The organism is Achromobacter veterisilvae, from assembly GCF_037619525.1.
Lineage (GTDB): Bacteria > Pseudomonadota > Gammaproteobacteria > Burkholderiales > Burkholderiaceae_B > Achromobacter > Achromobacter veterisilvae.
Map to the genome: position 1 here is coordinate 5,971,064 of NZ_CP148753.1, position 25,139 is coordinate 5,996,202.

A 25,139-nucleotide genomic window follows, 5' to 3' on the forward strand; every position below is an offset into this window, starting at 1 on the left:
GTTCCGAAACCGGTCAGCCTCGAAATGCAGCCGCCCTTCATGGCGCGGCGCATCATGCAGGATAGACCAATCCCGGCCCGATTGCACCGTCACGCCGAGCACCGCGTCCGGTTCCATGCCCGTCAGGCCCCGGACCTGGATGCGAGGTGGACGTTCCGTTCACGGCCGGGCCGCCTCAAGCACGCTGACGGCCTCGCCGTCCACCGCGACGCGCACGTCGGCACCCTGGCGCAGGTCCGGATGCTGCCCCGCGCCGGCGACGCATTCCAGGTATAGCGGCGTGCCGCGAGGCGTGCGCAGCAGGTAGTTCAGCAGGTTCCCCGCGTAGCCGACCGCTTCGACGCGGGCCTGCAGGCCCGGCTGCCCCGCGGACGCCAGCCGCAGCTTGTGCGGCCGCACCACCAGGCTCACGCTGTCGCCGGCCGCGCACGCGCGCGGCGCGCCCGCGACCTGAATGACCCCGCCCTCGTAATCCACCGCCAACCCGTCCTGCCCGGCCGAACGCACCGTGCCCTGCAGCACATTGCTGCGCCCCAGGAATTCGGCCACGAACAGGCTCGCCGGCCGCTCGTAGAGTTCGGACGGCGACCCGATCTGCGCGATGCGCCCCTGGTTGAAGATGACAATGCGGTCGGACATCGACAGGGCTTCTTCCTGATCGTGCGTGACGTACAGGAAGGATGCGCCGGATTCCTTGTTCAGCTTGCGCAGCTCCCATTGCAGGTCGGCGCGCAGCTTCTTGTCCAGTGCCGACAGGGGCTCGTCCAGCAGCAGCGCGTCGGGCCGGTAGACCAATGCGCGGGCCAGCGCCACACGCTGTTGCTGCCCGCCGGAAAGCTGGCGGGGATAGCGTCCGGCGTACGCCCCCAGTTGCACCTGTTCCAATGCCGCCCTCGCGCGGGTGCGCGCCTCGCCGCCGGAAACCCCGCGTATCGAAAGGGGAAACCTCACGTTCTGCTCCACCGTCATGTGGGGGAACAGCGCGTATCCCTGGAACACCATGCCGAAGCCCCGGTCCTCGGGCGGACGGCTGGTGATGGGCGCGCCGCGGTGGAAGATTTCGCCGGCGCTCGGCGCGACGAAGCCCGCGATCGACATCAAGGTCGTCGTCTTGCCGGATCCCGACGGGCCTAGCAGCGTCAGGAACTCGCCCGGCGCCAGCGAAAAGTCGATGCCGTCCAGCGCCGCCGTCGAACCGAATAGCTTGCGCAGCCCCTGCACCCGCAAGAGCGGCTCGGCCGGAGAATGAGATGAATTCATGAGGACTCCCGCTTTCCTTTCCTGTGCGCAAGCAGGCGCTCGACGCACAGGCATATGAAGGTGATCAAGATCATCAGTGTCGCCACCGCCGCGATCGTGGGATCCACGTTCTCGTTGATGCCGTCCCACATCGCCCTCGGCAACAGATAGACGTTGCGCGTGGTGATGAACAGCAGCACGACCAACTCGTCCCAGGACACGATGAACGCGAAGATGGCGCCCGATACGATGCCCGGGCGGATGCCGGGCAAGGTGACGCGCGACAGTACCTGCAGGGGCCGGGCTCCCATCGAACGGGCCGCCTGCTCCAGGCGCGGATCGAAATTGGCCAGCGCCGAACCCACCGACACGAAGACGAAAGGCGTGGCGGCAACCACATGGGCAAGCACCACGCCCGTGTAGGTGTCGAGCAGGCCCAGGTCGATGTACAGGCGGTAGTACGCCAGCGCCCCCACGATCGTGGGAACGATGAGGGGCAGCAAGGCCAGCATGCGGACCAGGCCTCCCAGCCGCGCGCCAAGCTTCCACGCGCCGATGGCGGCCGCGCAGCCCAGGCAGGTCGCGGCCAGCGTGGAGACGGCCGACACGGCAACGCTCTGCAGCAGGCTTTCCCGCCAAACGGGGCTTTCCACCAGTTGACGGTAATGCTGCAGCGACCATGACTCCGCCGGAAACGACAGATAGCTGCGGTCGGTGAACGACACGGGAATCACGACGAGCGCCGGCAGGAACAGATACGCCAGCACCAGCGCTGCGCACACCGCCGCGGCCCGGAACCACCAGGATGGACGTATGGTCATGGCGCACCGAACAAGGAAGGGACCCGCACGCAGCGCGACATCAGGACCAGGCTCAGCACCACGGTGGCGAGCAAGGCGCTGGCGAACGCGGTGGAAATTCCCCAGTTCATGGTTTCGCTGATGCCGAACTCGATGTACTGGGCCACCATCACGGTCTTCCCGCCGCCCAGCAGGGCCGGGGTGATGAAGAACCCCAGGCAGAAGATGAAGACGAGCACCGCCGCGGCCAGCACGCCCGGCAGCGACAACGGCAGGTACACGCGCAGGAACGTGCGCACGGGCCCCGCCCCCAGGGCGCGCGACGCCGCCATCAGCGAGCGGTCCATGCCCAGCATGTTGGTCAGCATCGGCAGCACCGCATAGGGGATCATGTAATGCACCATGCCGATCAGCACGCCGGTTTCGTTGCGCAGCAGCGCCAGCGGGCGGTCGGCCAGGCCCAGCGCCATGAGCGTCGCATTGACGGCGCCCTCCCTGGACAGCAGCAACACCCAGGCGAAGGCCCGCACCAGCACCGACAGCCAGAACGGCACCAGCAGGCAGATCGTCATCCAGCTACGCACGTGCGCGGGCACGTTGGCCATGACGTAGGCCACGACATAGCCCAACACCAGGGCGACCAGCGTCGTCCAGACGCATATCCTGGCGGTGGTCGCCATGATTTTCAGGTAGAGCGGCTGCGTGAACAGCGCCACGTAGTTGCCGATGCCGGGCACGGGCTCTGTAAAACTGATCGCCAGGATGCGCAGGACCGGCAGCAGGAACAGGCCGCCGACCAGCAACACCACGGGCAAGACCAGCGCGACGGGAAGCGAGCGCTGCATGGTTCAGTCCTCCTCGGGAAGTTCGTCCGCCCACGACGCGAGCGGCGACCGGAATGCGACGCGCCCGCCGACCAGCGTGGCGAGCACCGCCGCGCCACGGATCGCGTCCGCCGGGATCTCGTACAGATTGCGGTCCAGCACGATCAGGTCGGCCAGCTTGCCGGGCGCCAGCGTGCCCTTGAATCCGGCCTGGCGCTCGGCGATCGCGGGATTGACGGTGTAGCAGCGCATGGCTTCATCCACGGTGATCGCCTGCGCGGCGCCGATCTCGGCGCCCGATGCCGTTTTGCGCGTCACCATGGACCATATGCCGAGAAACGGATTGCGGTCGCAGACCGGAGCGTCCGAATGCCCGCAGACCAGCACGCCCCTGTCCAGCATGTCGCGATGGGGCCACAGCCAGGGCCAGTCGCACTCGGGCCGGTTGCGCAGGTAGGCATCGCCCAGGTTGTAGGCGAAGCCGGCCGCGGACGAATCGATCACGCCCAGCCTAGCCATGCGCTGCTGGATGGGCGGCGGCGCGCAGCAGCAGTGTTCGATGCGCGGCGGGACCGCGCCGGGATGGGCAGCCAGCGCCCGTTCGAACGCGTCCAGCGCGAAATCGATGCCCCGGTCGCCGTTTCCGGTCGCGGCCGCCTGCAGGCCCGCGGCCATGACCCTGCCGACCTTGAACGCAAGTTCCTCGGCCGGAAAATTCACGTCGCCGAACTCGGCGGGCCCGGCCGCGGCGGCGCCCGCCTGAGGGGAATAGGGCTGGTAGTACGCGGCCGTGCGGCCGCTGGTGCTTCCGTCCGATCCGTACTCCACGCCAAGCAGGTGCAGGAATTCATCGCCGTCGCCGAAACGCGCGCCGGAACGCAGGACGTCGTCGACCAGCGCTTCGTCGCGACCATTGAGCATCATGCCCACACGCACCCGCAACGCGCCGGCCGCATGCAGGCGCCGATACGCCCGCAACGCCAGCGCGCTGGTCAGGGCGTTGTGGACGCTGGTGATGCCCAGCCTCGCCATCTCGCCGAAGATCGCCGGATAACCGCCGAGATAGTCCTCGACCCGGTCGCCCGCCGCGATATGCGTGGTGAAAGCGAATACGCCCCGGCCGCGCGCCAGGCCCGCCGGTTCGTCCAGGCAGTGATCGGGCACCGCGCGCGCCAGGCCGCTGACGGCCAGTTCGGCGAACGCGGCCTGGCTGGCCACGCCCACCTGGGCATCGCGCCGCAGGAGGAATACCGCGCGTCCCGGCGCGACGGCATCCAGCGCCGCGCGCATGGGATAGCCGCCGATGTCGTTCTCGTCGAGGCGAAAGCCCAGATACCAGGCGCTGGCCGGCGCCTGGCGGTGGAACGCCGCAAGGCGCCCGAGCAGGGCGGCCTGGGAATCGATCCCGGAGAGATCGTCCCAGCGTCCGGCCTTGACCGCCTGCCCGTCCGGATGGCAGTGGCTGTCGTTGATCCCCGGCATGGCGAACGCGCCCGCCAGGCCGACCTTGGCCGTCGCGGGCCCGGCCAGCGCCAGGCAGTCGGCGTCCGTCCCCGCGCCGACGATCCGGCCACCGCGTATCGCCAGCGCCTGCACCACGCCCAGGGAAGCGTCCAGCGTGGCGATGCGGCCGCCGTGCAATACCATATCTGCGTATGCGCTCATGCTGCGTGCTCAGCCGGTGATCACTTTGACGTACTCGTTGTAGATGCGGTCCTGGTTCTCGCCGTGCCAGACCGCATCCGCCACGATCTGCAGCCGGAAGTTCTCGTCGTCCGTGGGATTGTCCTTGCGCAGTTCCGGCGGCACCAGCGCGCTGGCCGCGGGATTGGCCGGGCCGTTGCCCATGAGCCGCAGCAGTTCGATCTGGCTCTCCGGCGACTGGGTCGACGCGATGAAGTCGAAGACCTTGCGTCCCGCGGGATTCCCCTTGGGCACCAGCCAACCGGCCGGTATCAGAATGCCCTGGTTCCAGGTGAAATCGATGCTGGAACCGGGCTCGCGCCGCATCACCGCCGCGCGCGTGTGCCACACCAGGCCCATGGTGGCCTCTCCCTGGCGCAGCAGTTGCTGGCTCTCCGCGCCCGTCTTCCAGAAGATCGCGTGTTCCTTGATCGCAGCGATCTTGTCCAGCGCCCGCTTTTCATCGATGGGATAGATCTTGGCGGCGTCCGCCGGCACGCCATCGGCCATCAGCGCGGCCTCGAGCGATGCCAGGACGCGGTCCGGCAGGATGCGCATGCCGGGAAAGTCCTTGGTGTTCCAGAAGTCGGCCCAGGTCCTGGGCACGCGGTCGCCAAAGGCCTTTTTGTCGTAGGCCAGGACGAAGCTGTAGATGAAATGCGAAACGCCGTATTCGCTGCTGAAGCCGGGACGAACCTTGTTCCGGTCGACGATGGCGTAGTCGATCGGCTCCAGGTAGCCTCGCTTGCCCAGCGAATGCGCCGCGGCGAGGTTGGCATCGCACACGTCCCACACCACGTTCTTCGACTCCACCATGGTGCGGATCTTGCCGAAGGAAGGGCCGGTTCCGTCGAACTCCACTTTGGTCCCGGTGGCCTTTTCGAAGGGTTTCCCCCAGACGGCCGGCTGGTGCTTGATGGCGTCGCCTCCCCAGTTGCAGACGACGATCTTCGCCGCGTCGGCATGCGCCCGCCGCAGCGGCAGCATCGCCGACACGCCCGCGGCGCCCAGCAAGGCCAGCAGTTGGCGCCGGCGCGCGGAAGACAGCGTGGGATCGTTCAGCGCAAGGCGCGCCGCATCGGTCAGGCAAGGATCTTGCGGGGGCATCTTCATCTGCTTGCTCCTGTGGGGAGAGAGGGAGCGGGCATGATGACGACGGGGGTTCTTTCATGCAATATATGAGTTTTGCACCTATCCGTACTTCCCCTGAGTCCCGCCCTTATGAGCCCACGCTCGCATCTCGGCCTGAGTCGATCCCATGAGTCGCGCGAACCCAGCTTCGCGCAACTGGGCGTCTTCAACGCCATCATGATTTCAGGCTCCGTATCGCGCGCGGCGAAGCTCCTGGGCATGACCCAATCGGCCGCCAGCAAGATGCTGCGGCAACTGGAAGACGACACCGGCCTGACGCTGTTCGAACGCACCCACCAGCGCCTGGTTCCCACGCCCCAGGCGCTCCAGTTGCACGAAAGCGTCGAGCATCTTTATGGGTCCTACGGCGTGGTGCAACGGCTGATCGGCAGTCTCGCCAATCCCGACCATGGCAATGTGACCGTGGCGGCCATCCCCACCCAGGCCGCGACTTTTCTTCCGCAGGCCGTGAAGCAACTGCGCGCGCGGCACCCCGGCATCACCGTCACGCTGGAAATACTGGCCAACCAGCCTATCGTCGAACGCGTGCTGAACGGCCAGGCGGATTTCGGCCTGGTGCACGACACCACCTCGTCGCCCGACACCCACAACGAGGATCTCGGCCCCCAGCATCTGGTCTGCGTCGCTGCGCGCGGCCACCGCTATGCCGCCCTGGAGCAGGTCGCCGCGCAGGACCTCAAGTCTGAAACCTTCCTGTCCTACGGGCCGCAAACGAATTTCGGGAGCTTTCTGGAGATCGCCTTCTCCGAGGCCGGCCTGCACATGCCCGTGGCGGTGGAAGTCACCTCCTCCGCCGCGCTGCTGGCGCTGATACGCGCGGGCGTCGGCGTGGGCCTGGTGGAACCGGCCGCCATCGCCCCCTTTCCCCTGGACCAGTTCGTGATCAGGCCGTTTCGTCCCAGCCTGCTCATCCACTCCCGCATCGTGCGTTCTCGCATCCGGCCGCTGACGCGGCACGCCGAACTGCTGCTGGAAGAGTACCGCGCCGTCGTCACCGCGCCCCAGCCCGAGTACTTCCTGGGCTGAGGCGCGGGAACCGGTCAGATCACCGCTTCGATCAGGAACGGGCCGCGGCGCTTCAGGCCGTCCTGGAGCGCGCGCGCGAATGCTTCCACCGTGTCCACGCTGACCGCCTCCACGCCCATGCCGCGCGCAAGATGCGTCCAGTCCAGGTGGGGCTCCTGCAGGTCCAGCATGCGGCGGGCGTTGCGGCCCGGCTCTTTCACGCCGACGTTCTTCATTTCGCCATGCAGCGTGGCGTAGGAACGGTTGGCCAGGATCACCGTGAGGCAGTCGAGGTTCTCGCGCGCCTGCGTCCACAGCGCCTGCAGGGTGTACATGCCGCTGCCGTCGGCCTGCAGGGTGACGACCTTGCGGTCCGGGCACGCCACCGCGGCGCCGGTGGCCAGCGGCAGGCCGATGCCGATGGCGCCGCCGGTCAGCATCAGCCAGTCGTGCGGCGCGCTGCTGGCGCTGTAGAGCGGGAATTCCCGGCCCTGGGTGATGGACTCGTCGCACACGATGGCCTGCTCGGGCAGCAGATGCGCGACCAGGATGTTGACGGCGGCGCCGGTCAGCTTCCCGGATTGCGGCACTTCGTAGCTGGCTGCCGGCGGAACCAGCCGGGGCGCGTCCGCGGCGATGCCCAGCTCGTCGGCCAGCCATTCCAGCGCGTGGGCCAGGTCCTGCTCGGCCGTGGCCAGCACCACCTGGTTGCAGTCGGGCGGCGCCAGCAGGCTGGGCTTGCCGGGATAGGCGAAGAAACCGACCGGCGCCTTGGCGCCCACCAGCACCAGATGCCGCACGTCCTTCAGCTTGGCCACCGCCAGGTCGATGGGATAGGGCAGGCGGTCGACCGGCGTGCGGGAGCCGCCGCGCTCGATGCGGCGGTTGGAAGTTTCCGATACCAGGCGCACGCCCGTGGCGCGCGCGATGCGGCCGGCGGCGTCCAGCGCGCGTTCGCGCAGCGCGGCCCCGCCCAGCATCAGCGTCGCGACTTCGCCGGAACGGATCGCGGCGGCGGCCGCGCGCACCGCTTCCGCCGAAGTCCGGGCCAGCTCCGCCCGCGGCGCCAGCACCGGCTGGGCGGCGCCGTCCGGCAGGTCGGTCCAGGCCGTGTCGGCGGGCAGGATCAGCGTGGCGATATTGCCCGGCGACTGCCGCGCCACGCCCACGGCCTCGGCCGCGTCGGCGGACACCGCGGCGGCCGTCATGGTGCGCTTGACCCAGTGCGACATCGGCCGCGCCACGCCTTCGACGTCGCTGGTCAAGGGCGCGTCGTACTGGACGTGATAGGTGGCGTGGTCGCCCACGATATTGACCATGGGCGTGCGCGCGCGCTTGGCGTTGTGCAGGTTGGCCAGGCCGTTGCCCAGCCCCGGCCCCAGGTGCAGCAGGGTCGCGGCCGGCTTGTCGGCCATGCGCGCATAGCCGTCGGCCGCCCCCGTCACCACGCCCTCGAACAGGCCCAGCACGCAACGCATCCTGGGCTTGCGATCCAATGCCGCGACAAAGTGCATTTCCGACGTGCCCGGATTGGCGAAACACACGTCCACGTCGTTGGCAAGCAAGGTATCGCAAAGGCTGTCTGCGCCGTTCATCGTATTTTCCTAGTCGTTATCAATAGCTTGCGGCGCGCCGTCGCGCCCGCGTCAGGGACATAATAGGGAGCCGGAGCGAGACGGGATAGAACCATTTCAGCTTGCGCGCATGGAACCATTCCGAATCCCGCAACAGGTTCTTCCGCCAAGCGGAATTAGCGCCGCGTCTCGTCAGCGTCGAGGCCGCGCGGCGGCGCCAACGGCCGGCGCGCCTGCCTGCGGCTTGACCAGGAGGCCATTGAGCACGATTTCGTAGAACTCGGTGAAGGCGGCGCCAATCGAAAGACCGGTTTCCTCCAGGAATCGCTGATTCCTCAAGCGGTGAGCCGCTCCGAGGATCGCTTCCGAGATCACCCTCGGATTGTGCGGCACGAGCAGCCCCTGGCGCACGCCATCGTCGATCATGTCTTCCAGGCCGCGCACCCGCGCCAACTGATAGGCGTCGAAAACCGCGCGGCCACTCTCCGTCGAATCGAGATCCGTCAACGCCGCCTTGCTCAAGCCCGATGCGTTCAAGGTTGCGCGCAGATACGTGGCAATCGCCTTGGCGCCGTCGGCTTCGCCGCGCGCCGCGGCAAATCCCTTTTCCAGATTCGCGTCCAGCACCTGCCGGCAAATATTGACGAAGAGTTCTTCTTTGGTGGCGGCAATTTCGTATATGCGCCTGCGCGAACATTGCATGCGTTGCGCAATGTCGGCAATCGTCAGGGAAGACACGCCTTCGACGATCAGCAACGCCGTCAGTTCCTTGAGGAAAACTTCTTCGGTACGCCGCTTGGCCATGTATCGCCGCTTGCCTTTGAATGTGAAAAACAGGATTGGTGAAGACGGGAATTCTACGACGCCTAGGTAAAACACCTAGGCTGCAAACCATCATTTCGGTACTAATTATATTGACACAGTACCGTTTGTCATCTCAAATCGGTACCAGAAAACAATATTAAGTACCGAACAGATGGAGACAGAATGCGGCCCTCCCCGAACTCCCTGTATGAAGGCGCCACCGTCGCGTCCTTGTACCTCTCTGCATTCAAGGCGTTTCCCGAGACGCCGGCCATCGTCTCCAACGAGAAAACCGTCACCTATTCGCAACTGGAAGCACAGTGCTACCGCATTGCGCGCCTCCTGCGCGCCAAGGGCCTGAAAAGACAGGATGCCGTCGCCTTTCTCGTCGGAAACCGAACCGAAGCCATCATCGCCATCATCGCCGCGCAATTCATCGGCTTGAAATCGGTATCGCTGCATCCGATGGCCTCGGAGGAAGACCACGCTTTCGTACTGCAGGATGCGCAGGTGAAGGCCCTGGTGGTGGACAACGGCAAGTACGCGCAGCGCGCCCTGGCCATTGAGGCGCGCGGCATCGTTCCGCTGATCCTGCCTCTTGACGGCGACACCCGCGGCGCCGGTCTTTTCGACGAAGCGGCGACGATGGATGGCGGCGATCTTGCCCTGGACGCCCGCCCCGACGATATCACCAAGCTGTCCTACACCGGCGGCACGACCGGCCGATCCAAGGGGATCCTGCATTCCCATCGCACCGCGGTCACCATGGTGCTCCAGATGCTGGCCGCGTATGAATGGCCCGAACGCATCAGGTATCTCGTGACCACGCCTATCTCGCATGCGGCGGGCGGTTTGATTCTGCCTGTCTTCATCCGGGGCGGCACGGTGTACCTGAGCGAGAAATTCACGCCTGTCGACTTTCTCGAACGAGTGCGGCGGCATCGCATCAACTTCACCTTCCTTGTGCCGACCCAGATCTACGGCCTGCTGGATCATCCGGGGTTGGCCAACGGCGACTGCTCCAGCCTTGAACTGGCGCTCTATGGCGCGGCCCCCATCGCGCCCTCCAGGCTGCTGGAAGCGCTGCGCAAGATCGGACCGGTTTTTGGCCAACTGTATGGGCAGGCCGAAGCGCCCATGACCATCTGCTACCTGCGCAAGCAGGACCACGACCCCGCGCGTCCCGGGTTGCTGGGCTCCTGCGGCAAGCCCGTGACCGGCAATCAGGTCAAGCTGCTCGACCAGAACCTGCGGGAAGTGCCGCTAGGCGAAATCGGTGAACTGTGCGTGCGCAGCCCGCTCATCATGAACGGCTACCTGAACCAGCCGGAGGAGGATGAAAAGGTCTTCGCCGGAGATTGGCTGCACACCGGCGACATGGCCCGCATGGATGGGGACGGTTATCTGTACATCGTCGACCGTGTGAAGGACATGATCATTACGGGCGGCTTCAACGTCTACCCCAGCGAAGTCGAGAACTGCCTGGCGCTGCATCCCGGTATCGCGATGTCCGCCGTCATTGGCGTGCCCGACGAGAAATGGGGCGAAGCCGTTACCGCGATCGTGGTGCTCAAGCCCGGCGCGAATGCCGACGAGACCGAGATCATCCAATACGTCACGCAAAAAAAAGGCGTGGTGAATGCGCCCAAAACCGTGGTGTTCGAAAACCAGCTTCCCCTCACCGCGTTGGGAAAGATCGACCGCAAGACCCTCAGAAGAAAGTACTGGGCCGACCAGGGACGCCAAGTCAGTTGACCTACATCCCGTCCATGGACAGGCCTTCAGGCAACCAAGGAGACAACGATGCGCATCAGACACTGCCTTTTCAAAGCATGCCTTTTGACTCTCGGCATGGTTAGCATGAATCTTCATGCACAGGAGACCTACCCGAACCGGCCCATCAAGTTCGTCATTCCCTTCGCACCGGGAGGTGTCACCGACCTGACGGGCCGCACCTTCGCGAAGTACGTGTCCGAAGCGCTGAAGCAACCGCTCATCACGGAAAACAAACCCGGCGCGGGCGCGCTCATCGGCGCGAACTACGTGGCGCGCGCCCCTTCCGACGGCTATACGATGCTGCTCGGGACGAATGTCACCCACGCGATCAACCCGCAATTGATGGCGTCCACGCCCTATGACCCGATCAAGGACTTCCAGCCCGTGGCGATGTTCGGGCTCAATGGCAACGTGCTGGTCGTCAATGCCTCATTTCCCGCGAACGACTTCGATGCGTTCATCAAGTACGTCAAGGAGAAGCCCGGCGACATCAACTACGCCTCGGGCAGCGTTGGCAGCTCCGCCCACCTGGCCGCGGAGTTGCTGAAGCAGGAAGTCAAGGGCCTGGATTACATGCACGTGCCCTACAACGGCCCCTCCGAAGCCATGTCGGCCTTGATCGGCGGCCACGTGGACTTCATGTTCGCCAACATCGGGGCGGCGATCACCCAGATCAAGTCCGGAAAGATCAAGGCCATCGCGGTCACCACAGCCAAACGCGAGGCACAGTTGCCGGACGTGCCCACCATCGCCGAGTCGGGCGTGCCCGGATTCGAAGTCGTGGGCTGGATGGCTGCCTTCCTGCCGAAAGGCGCGCCGCCCGAAGTCACGACACGCCTGAACCAGGTCATCAATGATGCGCAGGCCAATCCGGAGTTGCGCAAGACGCTGGATGCGGCCGCGCTCATTCCGGTGGTGGCAACGCCCGACGGCACGACGAAATTCGTGCAGGACGAATATGCGAAATGGGGCCGCGTCATTCGCGACGGCAACATCCCAAAACTGTGACCTCCGGACAGCTTATGACACTCAATGGCAAAGCCTACATAGCAGGCGCATACGAGCATCCGACCCGATATGCGCCCGACAAGTCCGTTACCCAGTTGCATGCCGAGTGCGCGCTGGGCGCCCTGCGCGATGCGGGGTTGGATCTCAAGGACGTAGACGGCTACTTCTGCGCGGGTGACGCGCCGGGCGGCAATCCCCTATCCATGGTGGAGTACCTGAACCTGGACCTGAAGTGGGTGGACGGCACCGAGCTGGGCGGATGCTCGTACATGGTACATGTGCGCCACGCTGCGCTCGCCATCGCGCAAGGCAAATGCTCGGTCGCCTTGATCACGCTGGCGGGCAAGCCCAAAAGCAGCGGCATGGCGACGGGAACCGCGCCGCGCGAGCTGGGACCGGAACGGCCCGAAACGCCCTGGGACAGGCCCTATCGCTCCACCATCACCGGCATATATGGGATGCTCTCCCAACGCCACATGCATGAGTACGGCACGACCTCCGCACAGCTCGCCGCCGTCAAGGTGGCCGCGGCGCATCATGCGCAATACAACGAGTTTGCGGCGTTGCGCAAGCCGGTCACCGTCGAGGACGTGCTGGCGTCGCCCATTATTGCCAGTCCGTTGCACCGCCTGGATTGCTGCGTCATCACGGACGGCGGTGGCGCGCTGGTACTGACGAGTCCGGAGATCGCCCGGAGCCTGTCACGGCCTCTCGTCAAGCTGATCGGGGCCGGCGAGAGCATCAAGACCAGCCGGGGCGGCTACATCGAGCCCACCGCCTCGGGCGCCGTCACAAGCGGCAAGCTGGCGTTCGCCGAAGCAGGCATCGCGCCCGGCGACGTCAAGTACGCCTCCCTCTACGACAACTTCACCATCATGGTGTTGATGCAGTTGGAGGACCTGGGATTCTGCAAGAAGGGGCAGGCCGGCCCCTACGTAGCCGAAGGCAATTTGATCTCCGGCCGGGGCCAACTGCCTTTCAATACGGACGGTGGGGGGCTGTGCAACAACCATCCCTCAAATCGGGGGGGCATGACGAAAGTGATCGAAGCCGTGCGCCAACTCCGTGGTGAAGCGCATCCCGCCGTACAAGTCCCCGGTTGCAATCTCGCGCTGGCTTCCGGGCCCGGTTTGGTCATGGGGGTCGCCCATGCGCATTCCACTCTGATTTTCGAACGGGAGTAACGCGTGAACCGCCAAAGCGAGCTTTCCACCTACCTGAACGATCCCTATGCCCAGGCCTACCCCGAAACCGCTCCATTCTGGGCCGCCGCGGAACGGGGGCAATTGCTTCTGAGAACCTGCAATCAATGCAACCGCGCCCATTGGTATCCGCGCATCGTATGCCCGCTATGCGCCAGTGACGACACGGACTGGAAGCCTGCAAGCGGCCAAGGCAGTCTCTATGCGTTCAGCATCATCGAACGCGCCGATCCGCCCTACGCACTAGCCTATGTCGAACTGGACGAGGGTCCGATCATCTTGAGCAATCTCGTCGACTGCGATATTCGCGCCGCGAAGATCGGACAGCGGGTATCCGCCGTGTTCCGGCAAACGCCGGATGGCCGATACGCGCCCTTTTTTACACGCATTGCGTAGGCCACGAGCTTCTCTCGTCTCGCCTCTCCAAACGAAAACCTCTGCAAATCACCGTACGATTTGCAGAGGCCGGAGGTTCGTCGCACTATGGCCCGCAGCGGGGCATAGTGCGCGGGATCAGCGGATCGGCCACGGATACATGGCGCCGCCCTGGCTCCACAGCGCGTTCGTGCCGCGCTGCAAGCCCAGCTTGCTGTCCTTGCCCACGTTGCGTTCGAAGATTTCGCTGTAGTTGCCCACGGCCTTGATCGCGTTGTAGGCCCACTTTTCGTCCAGGCCCATGTTCTTGCCGGCGCCCGGCGTCACGCCCAGGATGCGCGAGATGTTGGGGTTGTTGCTCTTGAGCATCTCGTCCACGTTCTTCTGCGTGATGCCGTATTCCTCGGCCTCCATCAGCGCGAACAGCGTCCAGCGCACGATGCCCAGCCAGTTCTCGTCGCCCTGGCGCACCATCGGGCCCAGCGGTTCCTTGGAGAAGCGTTCCGGCAGGATTTCGTAGTCGTCCGGGTTGGCGACCTGCGTGGCGCGCACGGCGGCAAGCTGCGAGGCGTCGTCGGTGAAGGCGTCGCAGCGGCCGGATTCGAAGGCGCGCACGACTTCGGTGACCTTGTCGATCACGACCGGCTTGAATTCGATGTTGTTGGAGCGGAACCAGTCGGCCAGGTTGAGTTCGGTGGTGGTGCCCGGCTGCACGCAGACCGTGGCGCCGTTGAGTTCCTTGGCGCTTTTCACGCCCAGCTTCTTGTTCACCAGGATGCCCTGGCCGTCGTAGAAGCTGGCGGCGACGGCCGACAGGCCCAGCGAGGTATCGCGCGTCTGGGTCAGCGTGACGGTGCGCAGCAGCACGTCCACCTCGCCCGATTGCAGCGCGGTGAAACGCTGCTGGGTGGACAGCGCGGTTCCCTTGAATTTGGTCGGATCACCGAACACGGCCGCGGCGACGGCGCGGCAGATGTCCGCGTCCATGCCTTCCCATTCGCCCTTGCTGTTCGTCGCGGAGAAGCCCGAGACCCCGTCGGTCAGGCCGCACTGCACGAATCCCTTTTTCTTCACCGCGTCCAGGGTGGGACCGGCCACCGCCGCCTGGGACGCGCAAGCCAGGGCGATAGCGCCGGCTGCAAACAAGATAGACCGCTTCATCATTGCCTCTCCTGAGATGGATGCCGCGCCGGCTTGTAAGCCGGCTGCGGTTGAAACCGAGCCCTGCTTTACGGGGCCGGCCGCCAGATTAAGCGATGTCCACGGCGTGAACAACGCGACGCTGCCTAGTGGAAACCCGAGGAGAAATGACGGCTTGCCCCTGGGTTTCTCCGCTGTCCGGTGATCGAACTTTATCGCCCCATCATACGGCGCGGACGTCTTCCCTTGCGTGCCATACTTTTTTTGCGCTTTGGCCATCGCCGCCATGGCCGCCAACGCAAAAAATGCCCCGTGCCGCGCGTACTTGCTGCTCCCAACGGAGCGCTCTTTGCCTGGGGCGGCCCGGCGGAAAAAAAAGAGCATGCCAGCTCGACGTCCGGACGCGCATTCCTAGTCGGCCGATTCATGGAGGAGACAAATTCCATGGCATATGCAAGCAAACCGGGGGCTCGCCGCCTTGCGGCACCCCCTCGCCGTCACACCCTGAAGACCCTGTTGTGCGCCGTCCTCGCCATGGCGGGACTGGCCGCCGGCTCCGCCCACGCGGCGGACGACTGGCCAAGCAAGCCCATCAAGATCATCGTGCCCTACACGCCCGGCGGATCGACCGACATCGTCACCCGCATCGTGATGGAAAAACTGGGCCCGCGCCTGAAGCAGACCATCGTCGTCGAGAACCGGCCCGGGGCCAACAGCAGCGTGGGTTCGGCCATCGCCGCCAAGGCGGAGCCGGACGGCTACACCTTCCTGTCCATGCTGCCGGCCTACATCATCAACTTCCACCTGTACAAGCTGACCTACAGCCCGGCCGACCTGACGCCGGTGGTGCAGATGGCGGACCTGCCCCTGTTCCTGTTCGTGGCCAACGACCTGCCGGTGAAGACGGTGGCGGACCTGGTCGCCTACGCGCGCAAGAATCCGGACAAGCTGACCTACGCCTCCAGCGGCAACGGGTCCAGCGCGCACCTGACCGGCGCCGACTTCGCCCTGCAAAACAAGATCACGATGACGCACGTGGCCTACAAGGGCAGCGCCCCCATCCTGACCGACCTGCTGGGCGGGCGCGTGTCCATGGTGTTCGATCCCATCCTGGTTCCGATGCAGTACGTGAAGCAGAACCGGCTGAAGGCCCTGGCGTTCACCGGCAAGGAACGGTGGCCGACCGAGCCCGGGATTCCCACCATGGAGGAAGCCGGCCTGCCCGGCTTCGTCACGGGTTCGTGGGCCGGCCTGATGGCTCCCGCCAACACGCCCAAGCCCATCATCGAGCGCATGGCGCGCGAAATCAGCGAGATCGTCAAGGAACCCGACGTCAGGCAGAAGTTCCTGGACGCGGGCTTCCTGCCCGCGGGCGGCACCACCGGGCAGTTCGCCGCGCTGATGGAGAAAGACTCGGCGCGGTACGCCGAGATCATCAAGCAGGCGCGCATCACCGTGAATTGAACGTGGTGGGGCGCGCCGGCCGCGCCCCGCCCGGACGGGACTTCATCATGATCGACAAGTTCTACGACAGTCCCGAGGCCGCGGTCTCGGATATTCACGACGGCGCCACCGTGCTGATCGGCGGTTTCGGCGGCGCGGGCATGCCCACGGAACTCATCCACGCGCTGATCGGACAGGGCGCGCGCGACCTTACCGTGGTCAGCAACAACGCGGGCAACCGGGAAACCGGCCTGGCCGCGCTGATCAAGGCCGGGCGCGTGCGCAAGGTGATCTGCTCGTTTCCCAAGGCCTCGCATTCCTGGGTCTTCGACGATCTCTACCGCCAGGGCCGCATCGAACTCGAATGCGTACCGCAAGGCACCATCGCCGAACGCCTGCGGGCGGCCGGCGCCGGGCTGGGCGGCTTCTTCACGCCCACCGCCTACGGCACCGAACTCGCGCGCGGCAAGGAAACGCGCATGATCGACGGCCGCGGCCATGTCTTCGAACAGCCCCTGCACGGCGACTTCGCGCTGGTGAAGGCCGAGCTGGGCGACCGCTGGGGCAACCTCACCTACAACAAGAGCGCCCGCAATTTCGGACCCGTCATGTGCATGGCGGCCAAGACCGCCATCGCGCAGGTGCGCGCCAAGGCCGCGCTGGGCGAACTCTCGCCCGAGGCCGTGGTCACGCCCGGCATTTTCGTGCAACGCGTCACCCAGGTGGCCGACGCCGCCTTCTCCAGTTGAAGGAGTCCGCATGTTCCAGCCCCTGACCCGCGAGGCCATGGCGCGCCGCCTGGCCCGGGACATCCCCGACGGCAGCTACGTGAACCTGGGCATCGGCATGCCCGTGCTGGTGGCCGCGCACCTGCCGCCGGACCGCGAGATCGTGCTGCACAGCGAAAACGGCATCCTGGGCATGGGTCCGCCCCCGGCGGAGGCCGACGCCGACCTCGACCTGATCAACGCCGGCAAGCAGCCGGTGACCCTGCTGGAAGGCGGCGCGTACTTCCACCACGCGGATTCGTTCGCCATGATGCGCGGCGGCCACCTGGACATCTGCGTCATGGGCGGCATGCAGGTGGCCGCCAACGGCGACCTGGCCAACTGGTCGCTCGGCCGGCCGGGCGAGGCGCCCGCCGTGGGCGGCGCGATGGACCTGGCGGTGGGCGCGCGCAGCGTCTATATCATGATGGAGCACAACGCCAGGAACGGCGATCCCAAGATCGTCGAGCGCTGCGCCTATCCGCTGACCGGCGCGGGCGTGGTGGACCGCATCTATACCGACCTGGCCGTCATCGACGTGACGCCGGACGGGCTGCGGGTTCGGGATATGATCGACGGCATGACCCTGAAAGAACTGCAAGGCCGCACCGGCGCGCCCCTGCGCGCGGACTGATGCGGCCCAGCCTTCCCCCTCCCGGCTACGCCGCGCCGCCGGCGGCGGAAGACCATCCCGACCAGTTGCGGGGCGACCCGGACTACATGCTGACGCTCGCCCGCGGCCTGCACGTGATCCGCGCCTTCGGCACCCGCCGCCAGCCGCAGACCGCCGCCGAACTCAGCCGCCGCGCCGGCCTGCCCCGCGCCGTCGTGCAGCGCTGCCTGCACACGCTGATCCTGCTGGGCATGGCCGAACAGCATGGCAGGCTCTACGTGCTGACGCCCCGCATCCTGGGCCTGGGCTATGCGTACTTCTCATCGACGCCCTTCGTGTCGCTGGCCCAGCCCGTGCTGGAGGAACTGAGCGCCACGGTGAACGAAACCTGCGCGCTGGCCATCATGGAAGGCCACGAAATGCTGTACCTGGCGCGCTCGGAAGTGAACCGCCTGCTGGCCACCTCGATGGGACTGGGCAGCCGGCTGCCGGCCTATTGCACGTCCATCGGGCGCGTGCTGCTGGCGCAATTGCCGGAGCCCGCCCTCGCCCGCTACTTCGCCGCGACCGAGCTGCAGCCCTATACCGAATTCACCCTGACCACCGAGGACAGGCTGCGCGCCGAACTCGCGCGCATCCGCGAGCAGGATTACGCGGTCGCCGACCAGGAACTGGAACTGAACGTGCGCGCCATCTCGGTCGCGGTGCGCTCAGCCAGCGGCAAGGCCTGCGGCGCGGTCAACGTCAGCGTGAAGGCCGCCAGGGTGCCCTTGAACCGGCTGACGGACGAGTTCCTGCCGCCCTTGCGGCAAGCAGTGGAACGGATAGGGGAATTCCTGGCAGCGTGACCGGTAGGATGGGTGGAGCGCGAGATCCTCTCCACAAGAACGCTGCCCTTCAGCGCGCGAAACCCATGCTGTTGTGAGCAGACTGTTTTCAGGCCGCTGCCAGCCACCGTCTGCCCACAACAGCATGGGTTTCGCGCGTTGGAGGACGGAGTTCTAGCTTAAGAACTCTCGCGCTCCACCCATCCTACAAATCCGTCGTGTCCAGCGTGAAGGCCGCGGCGGCGCGGCCGATGCGGTCGTTGACCGCGTGCCACGCATCGGTGGCGGGAGGCGCCTGCACGATGATGCGCGCATAGCCCTGCTTGTCCAGATCGCGCAGCAGGCCATACAGCGCCTGCGCGTAGCGCGCCGGATCGGCGGGCACGGGTTGCCATTGCACCCGGGGATCGAGCACGGCCGGCGCCGGGCCGTAGGCCACGGCCACCACCCGGCCTTCGGGCAGGCCGCCGCCACGCGCCACGTCGCTCATGCGCGCGTCGGACGCCAGTTCCAGCGCGGTGCGCGGGGCGTAGTGCGCCTTCAGCGTGCCCGAGGCGCGCGGCGCGGCGGCGTCCGGCGCGAACACCTGCACGCCCAGCACGGCTTCGATCTGCGCGGCGCTGATGTGGCCGGGACGCAGCAGCACCGGGCCGGCGCCGCGGTCCAGGCGCGACAGGTCGAGGATGGTGGATTCGATGCCCACTTCCGACGCTCCGCCTTCCAGCACCGGCATGCCGGCGGCGACCTCTTCGGGGAATTCGCCGCGGACGTGTTCGGCCCGCGTGGGCGACACCTGGCCGAATTTGTTGGCCGACGGCGCGGCCACGCCGCCCTGCCCGTTCGGCTTGCCCGCGGCGAAGGCCGCCAGCAGCGCCTGCGCTACGGGATGCGACGGGCAGCGGATGCCGATGCTGTCCTGCCCGCCGCTCACCGTATCGGCGATGCGCGGGGCGCGCTTGAGGATCAGGGTCAAGGGGCCGGGCCAGAACGCGTCGATCAGCAGGCGCGCCTCCGGCGGCACTTCCGCCGCCCAGTATGACACGTCGCCTTGCGGCGCGATGTGCACGATGACGGGATGATTCGAAGGCCGGCCCTTGGCCGCGTAGATCCTGGCCACCGCCTGCGGGTTTTCGGCGTCCGCGCCCAGGCCGTAGACGGTCTCGGTGGGAAACGCGGCCAATTCGCCGTCCAGCAGGCGCTGGGCGGCCTGGGCGATCTCCGCGGCGCTGGCGGAACCTGGGGTGGACAAGGCGTTCATCCGGCGCGCTTACTCGGGAGCCTGCATGCCCAGCGCCGCCGCCACGCGGGCGGCGTCGTCGCGGGCCTGCTGCACGGTGGGCGCCACGATGGTGATGTGGCCCATCTTGCGGCCGCGGCGCGCTTCGCGCTTGCCGTACAGATGGAGCTTGGCCGTGGGCACCGCCAGCGCGGCCGGCCAGTCGGGCTCGCGCTGCGCCGTCGCGGTGGCCGACGGATACCAGATGTCGCCCAGGAGGTTCAGCATGACCGCGGGGGCCAGCAGGTCGGTGCCGCCCAGCGGCAGGCCGGCCATGGCGCGCGCCTGCTGCTCGAACTGGCTGGTGAGGCACGCGTCCATCGTGTAGTGGCCGCTATTGTGCGGACGCGGCGCGATTTCGTTGACGATCAGGCTGCCGTCCTTGAGCACGAAGAATTCCACGCACAGCACGCCGTGGTAGCCCAGGCCCTGCGCAATGGATTGCGCCGCCCGCGTCGCGCGGGCCTGGCGTTCGGCATGGGCCGCGTCCTGCTGGACCGGCTCGGCGGTGGAGACCGCCAGGATGCCGTCGCGGTGCACGTTGCGCGCCACGGGGAACACCACGCTGGCGCCGTCGAAGCCGCGCGCGAGCACCACCGAGATCTCGTAGTCCAGGGGCATCAGCGCTTCCAGCACGCAGGCCACGCCGCCGAATTCGGCGAAGGCGGCCAGCGCTTCCTCGCGCGTGCCGATGCGGGCCTGGCCCTTGCCGTCGTAGCCCAGGCGGGCCACTTTCAGGATGCCGGGGAACAGGCTGTCCGGCGCGGCGCGCAGGTCGGCTTCGCTGCGGATGGCCGCATGCGGCGCCACGGGAATGCCCTGCGATGCGATGAAGGTCTTTTCGGCGATGCGGTCCTGCACGATGGCCACGGCGTCCCCGGCGGGGCTCACGCGGCAGCGGGTGGCAAGGGTGCGCAGGCTGTCGGCGGGCACGTTCTCGAATTCGGTCGTCACGGCCTGACAGGTCTGGGCGAGGCGGGCCAGGCCGTCCTCGTCGTCGTAGGTGGCCTGGATGTGCAGGTCGGCCACCATGCCGGCCGGGCATTCCGCCGCCGGATCCAGCACGGCGACCTTGTAGCCCAGGCTTTGCGCCGCATGGCAGAACATGCGGCCCAACTGGCCGCCCCCCAGCAAGCCCAGCCAGCCGCCGGGCGCGATCGTGAAAGCAGTGGATTGAGTCATTCTGGTCAGGCCTCGGGCGGAACCTTCATGTCGCGCGCGGCCTGCGTCTGGCGGGCGCGGAACGCCACCAGCTTCTTGTGCAGGCCGGCGTCGGTGCCCGCCAGCGTGGCGATCACGTGCAGCGCCGCGTTGGCGGCCCCGGCCTCGCCGATGGCGAAGGTGGCCACCGGCACGCCCTTGGGCATCTGCACGATCGACAGCAGCGAGTCCTCGCCGCGCAGGTACTTGGACGGCACCGGCACGCCGAACACCGGCACTTCGGTCAGTGCCGCCATCATGCCCGGCAGATGCGCCGCGCCGCCGGCGCCGGCGATGATGCCGCGCAGGCCGCGCCCATGCGCGGCGGCGCCGTAGTCGGCCATGTCCTGCGGCATGCGGTGCGCGGAAATCACGCGCGCCTCGCAAGGCACGCCGAAGTCCTCCAGCATGGTGACCGCGTGCTTCATGACCTCCCAATCGCTGGAAGAACCCATAATCACGCCCACCACTGGGGTGGCCTCTGCCGCTGCGGAAGTCTTGGCTGTCATAACCGGTGTCTGAATGTTGAGCCCGCGGCGCCGGGCCGCGGAAAGTCGGAGGACCGCGGAACCAGGCCGCGAAACCGGGTATTTTAACCGGGAGGGCGAACGGCTATCGCGATGCGCCGGAATCCAGCCACAGATAGGTGGTGGGATCGTCCGGGCAAGGCCCGAAGCCGCACTCCAGCGTCGTGCTGCCGACGTTGCCCAGCGTCACGATGAGAAAAAGGACCATGACCAGGACGCCCAGGGCCGACACCGGCTTTTTCAGCATGCTGTCGCCCCACTTGCGGTCGGCCGACAGCATCACGGCGCAGAACGCGATGATGGCCGCGAAAGCGATGAATGCCCAGGTGTAGAAGTGCAGCCCCAACAGCGGCGCGCCGTAGCCGGGATCGCCCGGCGCGATGTGCAGGAGCACCTGCCGGCCCGAGACCAGCATGCCGCCCAGCGCGGCCGCGATGCTCATCGCGTAGTGCATCGGAGACGGGCCCAGCCGCAGGTTCAGCAGGAACCCCACGCCGGCCAGGATCAGGGCGACGCGCTGCAGCAGGCACAACGGGCACGGCAGTTCGTCGTAGACGAACTGCCAGAAGAACGCCATGCCCAGGACGGCGGTGACGCCCAGCAGCGCCAGGCCGTTCAGAATGCGGGAGCCGCGCGCGGGATTGCGGGAAAAGATCATCGTCCGACCCTTAGAACGACAGCGCCAGCGGGCTGGTCATGTGGTATTGGCACCAGGCGGCGAAGATCGCCAGGGTGAGCAGCCAGAAGGTCACGCAGGGGCGGCGCTTTCCAAGCATCCCGAACCACACGGCGACCAGGCCGGTCAGGAAAGGCAACATCATTACCATGCGTAGCGCTCCTTTCTGGGACGTCCCGATACAAGCAGCGGAAAAGTATACCGTAACAATCAGCAATAAATCCTATCGAATACCCGGGGCGTGTCCGCGCGCCCGCCGCGGACGAAAAAAAACCGCTCGGCGGCGAGCGGCTTTCTTCTGCCTGGAAAGGCGGCCCGGTCAGGCGACCAGGCGGTCCAGGGCTTCGCGGTACTTGGCGGCCGTCTTTTCCAGCACGTCCTTGGGCAGGCGCGGCGCGGGCGGCGTCTTGTCCCAGGGCTGGGTTTCCAGCCAGTCGCGCACGAACTGCTTGTCGAACGACGGGGGGCTGATGCCCACGCGGTAGCCGTCGGCCGGCCAGAAGCGCGAGGAATCGGGCGTCAGCACTTCGTCCATCAGGTACAGCGTGCCGTCGTCGTCCAGGCCGAATTCGAACTTGGTGTCGGCGATGATGATGCCCTTGGTGGCCGCGAACTTCGCCGCCTCGGCGTACAGCTTGAGCGTCACGTCGCGGATGCGTTCCGCCATTTCCTGGCCGACTTCCTTGACCACGTGGGCGAAGTCCACGTTTTCGTCGTGCATGCCGAATTCGGCCTTGGCCGCCGGCGTGAAAATGGGTTCGGGCAACTGGCTGGCCTGCTGCAGGCCGGCCGGCAGTTGGATGCCGCAGACCGATCCCGTGGCCTGGTAGTCCTTCCAGCCCGAGCCGATCAGGTAGCCGCGGGCGACCGCTTCCACCAGGATGGGCTTCAGGCGCTTGACCACGACGGCCCGGCCGCGCACCTGCTCCACTTCGTCCGGCGCCACCACGTCTTCGGGCTTCACGCCGGTGGAGTGGTTCGGCAGGATGTGGGCCAGCTTCTGCAGCCAGAATTCGGTCAGCTCGGTCAGCACCTGCCCCTTGCCGGGGATGGGGTCGTCGAGGATCACGTCGAAGGCGGAGATGCGATCCGACGCGACGATCAGCAACTTGTCGTCGCCCACCGCGTACATATCGCGCACCTTACCGCGGCCCAGCAGCGGCAAGGACTTGATGCTGGATTGATGCAAAGCAGAAGTCACGGGAAATGGCCTATGGCAATAATGAAGATTCCCGCCTCGGGCAGACGCCAGGGCGGGAAGTAGAACGGGATCCGGGAACCGCGGGGCAAGGCCGGCGCGGGGCGCGGGTCCTGCAAAGCGCATAGGTTACTGCAAATGGGCCCGCTTTGCCGGACGCCCGGAAGGGTCTGGCAGCCCGGCGGCCCCTCGACGCCGCCGGGCGCGCGGGTTAGGCTGTGGTCTCCCACTATGCGCGCCGACCGCCGCTGGCGTTACGGCGCTGACCCTAGGGCCCGTTCACCCCAAGCCCGGAGACAAAGCCGTATGCAGGACGCTATCCTCAAACGCACCGCCCGCGCCGACGCGCAGGTGCATCTCACCGGCGGCTGTCAGTGCGGAGCCATCCGCTACGCCGTCACCGACGAGCCGATCTCGGCCGCCACCTGTCATTGCCGGGACTGCCAGTATTCCAGCGGCGGCGCCCCGGCCCATGCGCTGATCTTCCCCGCCGGCTCCGTCACACTCCTGCGCGGCCGCGCCAAGGAACACCGCTACCGGGGCGATTCGGGCCACACCGTCATGCGCAGCTTCTGCGCGGACTGCGGCACGCCGCTGTTCGGCGGGTCCGAGGGCATGGGATACGAAGTCGTGCGGGCCGGCTCGCTGGACGACCCCGAGGCCTTCCACGCCCAGGTCAGCCTTTGGACCGACTCCGCCCCGTCCTGGCACCACGTGGACCGCGGCGTGCCGCACTTCCCCCGCAACTCCCCGCCGGCCTAGCAAGAACGGTTGCAAAAAAAAGGGGCGGGTCCGCAAGGACCCACCCCTTTTTACCCTGGACGGGTGCTTACTGGACGACCTGGGCCAGCTTGCCCGAGGCGTACTGCGCGGCGATGTCGGTCAGCGGCAGCGCCTTGATCTTGCTGGCGTTGCCAGCGGTGCCGAATTCCGTGTAGCGGGCGACACAGATGGCCTTGGCGGCGGCGCGGGCCGGCTTCAGGTATTCGCGCGGGTCGAACTTTTCCGGGTTTTCGGCGAAGAAGCGGCGGATCGCGCCGGTCATGGCCAGGCGGATATCGGTGTCGATATTGATCTTGCGCACGCCGTACTTGATGGCTTCCTGGATTTCCTCGACGGGAACGCCGTAGGTTTCCTTCATGTTGCCGCCGAATTCGCGGATCTCGGCCAGCAGTTCCTGCGGCACGCTGGAGCTGCCGTGCATCACCAGGTGGGTGTTGGGCAGGCGGGCGTGGATTTCCTTGATGCGGGAGATCGACAGGATGTCGCCGGTGGGCTTGCGCGTGAACTTGTAGGCGCCGTGGCTGGTGCCGATGGCGATGGCCAGCGCGTCCAGTTGGGTCTTGCGCACGAAATCGGCCGCCTGTTCGGGATCGGTCAGCAACTGGTCCATGGTCAGCTTGCCGTCGGCGCCGTGGCCGTCTTCCTTGTCGCCCTGCATGGTTTCCAGCGAACCCAGGCAGCCCAGTTCGCCTTCGACCGTCACGCCCAGCTTGTGCGCGATGTCCACGACCTTCTTGGTCACGTCCACGTTGTAGTCGTAGTCGGCGATGGTCTTGCCGTCTTCCTTGAGCGAGCCGTCCATCATGACGCTGGAGAAGCCCAGGTCGATGGCGCCCTGGCAGACCTTGGGCGACTGGCCGTGGTCCTGGTGCATGACCACGGGGATGTGCGGATAGGATTCCACGGCGGCCTGGATCAGGTACTTCAGGAAGCCTTCGCCCGCGTACTTGCGCGCGCCGGCCGAGGCCTGCATGATCACCGGGCTGTCGGTCTCCGCAGCGGCTTCCATGATGGCCTGGACCTGCTCCAGGTTGTTGACGTTGAAAGCAGGGATGCCGTAGCCGTGCTCGGCGGCGTGGTCGAGCAACTGGCGCATGGAGACTAGGGCCATGAGTGGTCCTCCTTAGGTACTGTCTATTGAAAGATGGTTGAAGTCCTGCTGAATGGTGTGATTTTACGGGGGATTCGACGAAAGGTCTTGCAACCGCCGGTATCCAGGCCATTCGGCTTGCGCCGAAGGATGCAAA

At 66.6% G+C, this 25,139-nt stretch carries 25 protein-coding genes; 10 read left to right on the forward strand and 15 right to left on the reverse strand.

The window, feature by feature from the left end; translation table 11 throughout:
* Nucleotides 1–159: 159 nt before the first annotated feature.
* The 5 genes from WHX56_RS27745 to WHX56_RS27765 are packed head-to-tail and all read right to left on the reverse strand — an operon-like array spanning nt 160 to nt 5,659.
* On the reverse strand, nt 160–1,260 hold the full coding sequence (locus WHX56_RS27745) for an ABC transporter ATP-binding protein (RefSeq protein WP_338879544.1): 1,101 nt from the start codon (nt 1,258–1,260) through the stop codon (nt 160–162).
* Nucleotides 1,257–2,060 (reverse strand): ABC transporter permease, encoded by an 804-nt coding sequence (locus tag WHX56_RS27750; RefSeq protein ID WP_129245828.1) that lies wholly within the window; start codon nt 2,058–2,060, stop codon nt 1,257–1,259. Before WHX56_RS27750 ends, WHX56_RS27745 begins: the two co-directional genes overlap by 4 nt.
* A complete protein-coding gene (locus tag WHX56_RS27755) occupies nt 2,057–2,884 on the reverse strand; it encodes an ABC transporter permease (protein WP_338879545.1) in 828 nt (275 codons plus the stop codon). Before WHX56_RS27755 ends, WHX56_RS27750 begins: the two co-directional genes overlap by 4 nt.
* A 3-nt stretch (nt 2,885–2,887) precedes the next feature.
* Nucleotides 2,888–4,528, reverse strand: coding sequence for an amidohydrolase (locus WHX56_RS27760; RefSeq protein WP_338879546.1), 1,641 nt, complete (start codon nt 4,526–4,528; stop codon nt 2,888–2,890).
* A gap of 9 nt (nt 4,529–4,537) precedes the next feature.
* On the reverse strand, nt 4,538–5,659 hold the full coding sequence (locus WHX56_RS27765) for an ABC transporter substrate-binding protein (protein ID WP_338879547.1): 1,122 nt from the start codon (nt 5,657–5,659) through the stop codon (nt 4,538–4,540).
* Nucleotides 5,660–5,767: 108 nt separating this feature from the next.
* On the opposite strand from WHX56_RS27765, the gene WHX56_RS27770 reads away from it, so the two are divergent.
* Nucleotides 5,768–6,724, forward strand: coding sequence for a LysR family transcriptional regulator (locus tag WHX56_RS27770; RefSeq protein WP_338879548.1), 957 nt, complete (start codon nt 5,768–5,770; stop codon nt 6,722–6,724).
* Between the two features lie 14 nt (nt 6,725–6,738).
* Here WHX56_RS27770 and WHX56_RS27775 read toward each other — a convergent pair whose 3' ends face one another.
* Both WHX56_RS27775 and WHX56_RS27780 read right to left on the reverse strand, forming a co-directional pair.
* Nucleotides 6,739–8,298: an acetolactate synthase large subunit gene (locus WHX56_RS27775; protein WP_338879549.1), complete on the reverse strand. Its 1,560-nt coding sequence runs from the start codon at nt 8,296–8,298 to the stop codon at nt 6,739–6,741.
* 171 nt (nt 8,299–8,469) lie between these two features.
* Nucleotides 8,470–9,081: a TetR/AcrR family transcriptional regulator gene (locus WHX56_RS27780; RefSeq protein WP_338879550.1), complete on the reverse strand. Its 612-nt coding sequence runs from the start codon at nt 9,079–9,081 to the stop codon at nt 8,470–8,472.
* Nucleotides 9,082–9,264: 183 nt separating this feature from the next.
* Between WHX56_RS27780 and WHX56_RS27785 the strand changes: the two genes are divergently transcribed.
* The 4 genes from WHX56_RS27785 (at nt 9,265) to WHX56_RS27800 (ending at nt 13,463) form a co-directional block, all read left to right on the forward strand.
* Entirely contained in the window at nt 9,265–10,836 is a 1,572-nt protein-coding gene (locus WHX56_RS27785) for an AMP-binding protein (RefSeq protein ID WP_338879551.1), read from the forward strand.
* A 105-nt stretch (nt 10,837–10,941) separates the two neighbouring features.
* Entirely contained in the window at nt 10,942–11,865 is a 924-nt protein-coding gene (locus WHX56_RS27790) for a tripartite tricarboxylate transporter substrate binding protein (protein ID WP_338879552.1), read from the forward strand.
* A gap of 14 nt (nt 11,866–11,879) precedes the next feature.
* Nucleotides 11,880–13,049, forward strand: a complete 1,170-nt coding sequence (locus WHX56_RS27795; protein ID WP_338879553.1) for a thiolase domain-containing protein — start codon at nt 11,880–11,882, stop codon at nt 13,047–13,049.
* Nucleotides 13,050–13,052: 3 nt separating this feature from the next.
* A complete protein-coding gene (locus WHX56_RS27800; RefSeq protein WP_287754008.1) occupies nt 13,053–13,463 on the forward strand; it encodes a Zn-ribbon domain-containing OB-fold protein in 411 nt (136 codons plus the stop codon).
* Between the two features lie 117 nt (nt 13,464–13,580).
* On the opposite strand, the gene WHX56_RS27805 is transcribed toward WHX56_RS27800, so the two are convergent.
* Nucleotides 13,581–14,603, reverse strand: coding sequence for an amino acid ABC transporter substrate-binding protein (locus tag WHX56_RS27805; RefSeq protein ID WP_287754006.1), 1,023 nt, complete (start codon nt 14,601–14,603; stop codon nt 13,581–13,583).
* A gap of 423 nt (nt 14,604–15,026) precedes the next feature.
* Here WHX56_RS27805 and WHX56_RS27810 point away from each other — a divergent pair, with 423 nt between their 5' ends.
* From WHX56_RS27810 to WHX56_RS27825, 4 genes are read left to right on the forward strand one after another with little or no spacing between them, the layout of a single operon-like run.
* The gene (locus WHX56_RS27810) at nt 15,027–16,046 is read left to right on the forward strand and encodes a Bug family tripartite tricarboxylate transporter substrate binding protein (protein ID WP_287754005.1); all 1,020 of its coding nucleotides are present in this window, start codon (nt 15,027–15,029) and stop codon (nt 16,044–16,046) included.
* A gap of 47 nt (nt 16,047–16,093) precedes the next feature.
* Nucleotides 16,094–16,774 carry a 3-oxoacid CoA-transferase subunit A gene (locus WHX56_RS27815; protein ID WP_129245852.1) on the forward strand — a complete coding sequence of 227 codons (681 nt, stop codon included), beginning with the start codon at nt 16,094–16,096 and terminating at the stop codon, nt 16,772–16,774.
* Nucleotides 16,775–16,784: 10 nt separating this feature from the next.
* On the forward strand, nt 16,785–17,426 hold the full coding sequence (locus WHX56_RS27820) for a 3-oxoacid CoA-transferase subunit B (protein ID WP_287754002.1): 642 nt from the start codon (nt 16,785–16,787) through the stop codon (nt 17,424–17,426).
* Nucleotides 17,426–18,253: an IclR family transcriptional regulator domain-containing protein gene (locus tag WHX56_RS27825; protein ID WP_338879556.1), complete on the forward strand. Its 828-nt coding sequence runs from the start codon at nt 17,426–17,428 to the stop codon at nt 18,251–18,253. Before WHX56_RS27820 ends, WHX56_RS27825 begins: the two co-directional genes overlap by 1 nt.
* 184 nt (nt 18,254–18,437) lie before the next feature.
* Here WHX56_RS27825 and WHX56_RS27830 read toward each other — a convergent pair whose 3' ends face one another.
* The 6 genes from WHX56_RS27830 to WHX56_RS27855 all read right to left on the reverse strand — a co-directional run bounded on the left by WHX56_RS27830 (nt 18,438) and on the right by WHX56_RS27855 (nt 23,112).
* Nucleotides 18,438–19,490 (reverse strand): L-threonylcarbamoyladenylate synthase, encoded by a 1,053-nt coding sequence (locus WHX56_RS27830; protein WP_338879558.1) that lies wholly within the window; start codon nt 19,488–19,490, stop codon nt 18,438–18,440.
* A 9-nt stretch (nt 19,491–19,499) separates the two neighbouring features.
* The gene (locus WHX56_RS27835; RefSeq protein ID WP_338879559.1) at nt 19,500–20,690 is read right to left on the reverse strand and encodes a 5-(carboxyamino)imidazole ribonucleotide synthase; all 1,191 of its coding nucleotides are present in this window, start codon (nt 20,688–20,690) and stop codon (nt 19,500–19,502) included.
* Nucleotides 20,691–20,695: 5 nt separating this feature from the next.
* Entirely contained in the window at nt 20,696–21,217 is a 522-nt protein-coding gene (gene purE / locus WHX56_RS27840; protein ID WP_165360339.1) for a 5-(carboxyamino)imidazole ribonucleotide mutase, read from the reverse strand.
* 103 nt (nt 21,218–21,320) lie between these two features.
* Nucleotides 21,321–21,893 carry a disulfide bond formation protein B gene (locus tag WHX56_RS27845; RefSeq protein ID WP_338879560.1) on the reverse strand — a complete coding sequence of 191 codons (573 nt, stop codon included), beginning with the start codon at nt 21,891–21,893 and terminating at the stop codon, nt 21,321–21,323.
* Between the two features lie 10 nt (nt 21,894–21,903).
* On the reverse strand, nt 21,904–22,062 hold the full coding sequence (locus WHX56_RS27850; protein ID WP_043545931.1) for a DUF5993 family protein: 159 nt from the start codon (nt 22,060–22,062) through the stop codon (nt 21,904–21,906).
* Between the two features lie 168 nt (nt 22,063–22,230).
* Nucleotides 22,231–23,112, reverse strand: a complete 882-nt coding sequence (locus WHX56_RS27855) for a phosphoribosylaminoimidazolesuccinocarboxamide synthase (protein WP_129246171.1) — start codon at nt 23,110–23,112, stop codon at nt 22,231–22,233.
* A 303-nt stretch (nt 23,113–23,415) separates the two neighbouring features.
* On the opposite strand from WHX56_RS27855, the gene WHX56_RS27860 reads away from it, so the two are divergent.
* Nucleotides 23,416–23,871, forward strand: coding sequence for a GFA family protein (locus WHX56_RS27860; protein ID WP_129246170.1), 456 nt, complete (start codon nt 23,416–23,418; stop codon nt 23,869–23,871).
* 67 nt (nt 23,872–23,938) lie between these two features.
* Here WHX56_RS27860 and fba read toward each other — a convergent pair whose 3' ends face one another.
* Nucleotides 23,939–25,003, reverse strand: a complete 1,065-nt coding sequence (gene fba / locus WHX56_RS27865; RefSeq protein ID WP_129246169.1) for a class II fructose-bisphosphate aldolase — start codon at nt 25,001–25,003, stop codon at nt 23,939–23,941.
* Between the last annotated feature and the right edge of the window lie 136 nt (nt 25,004–25,139).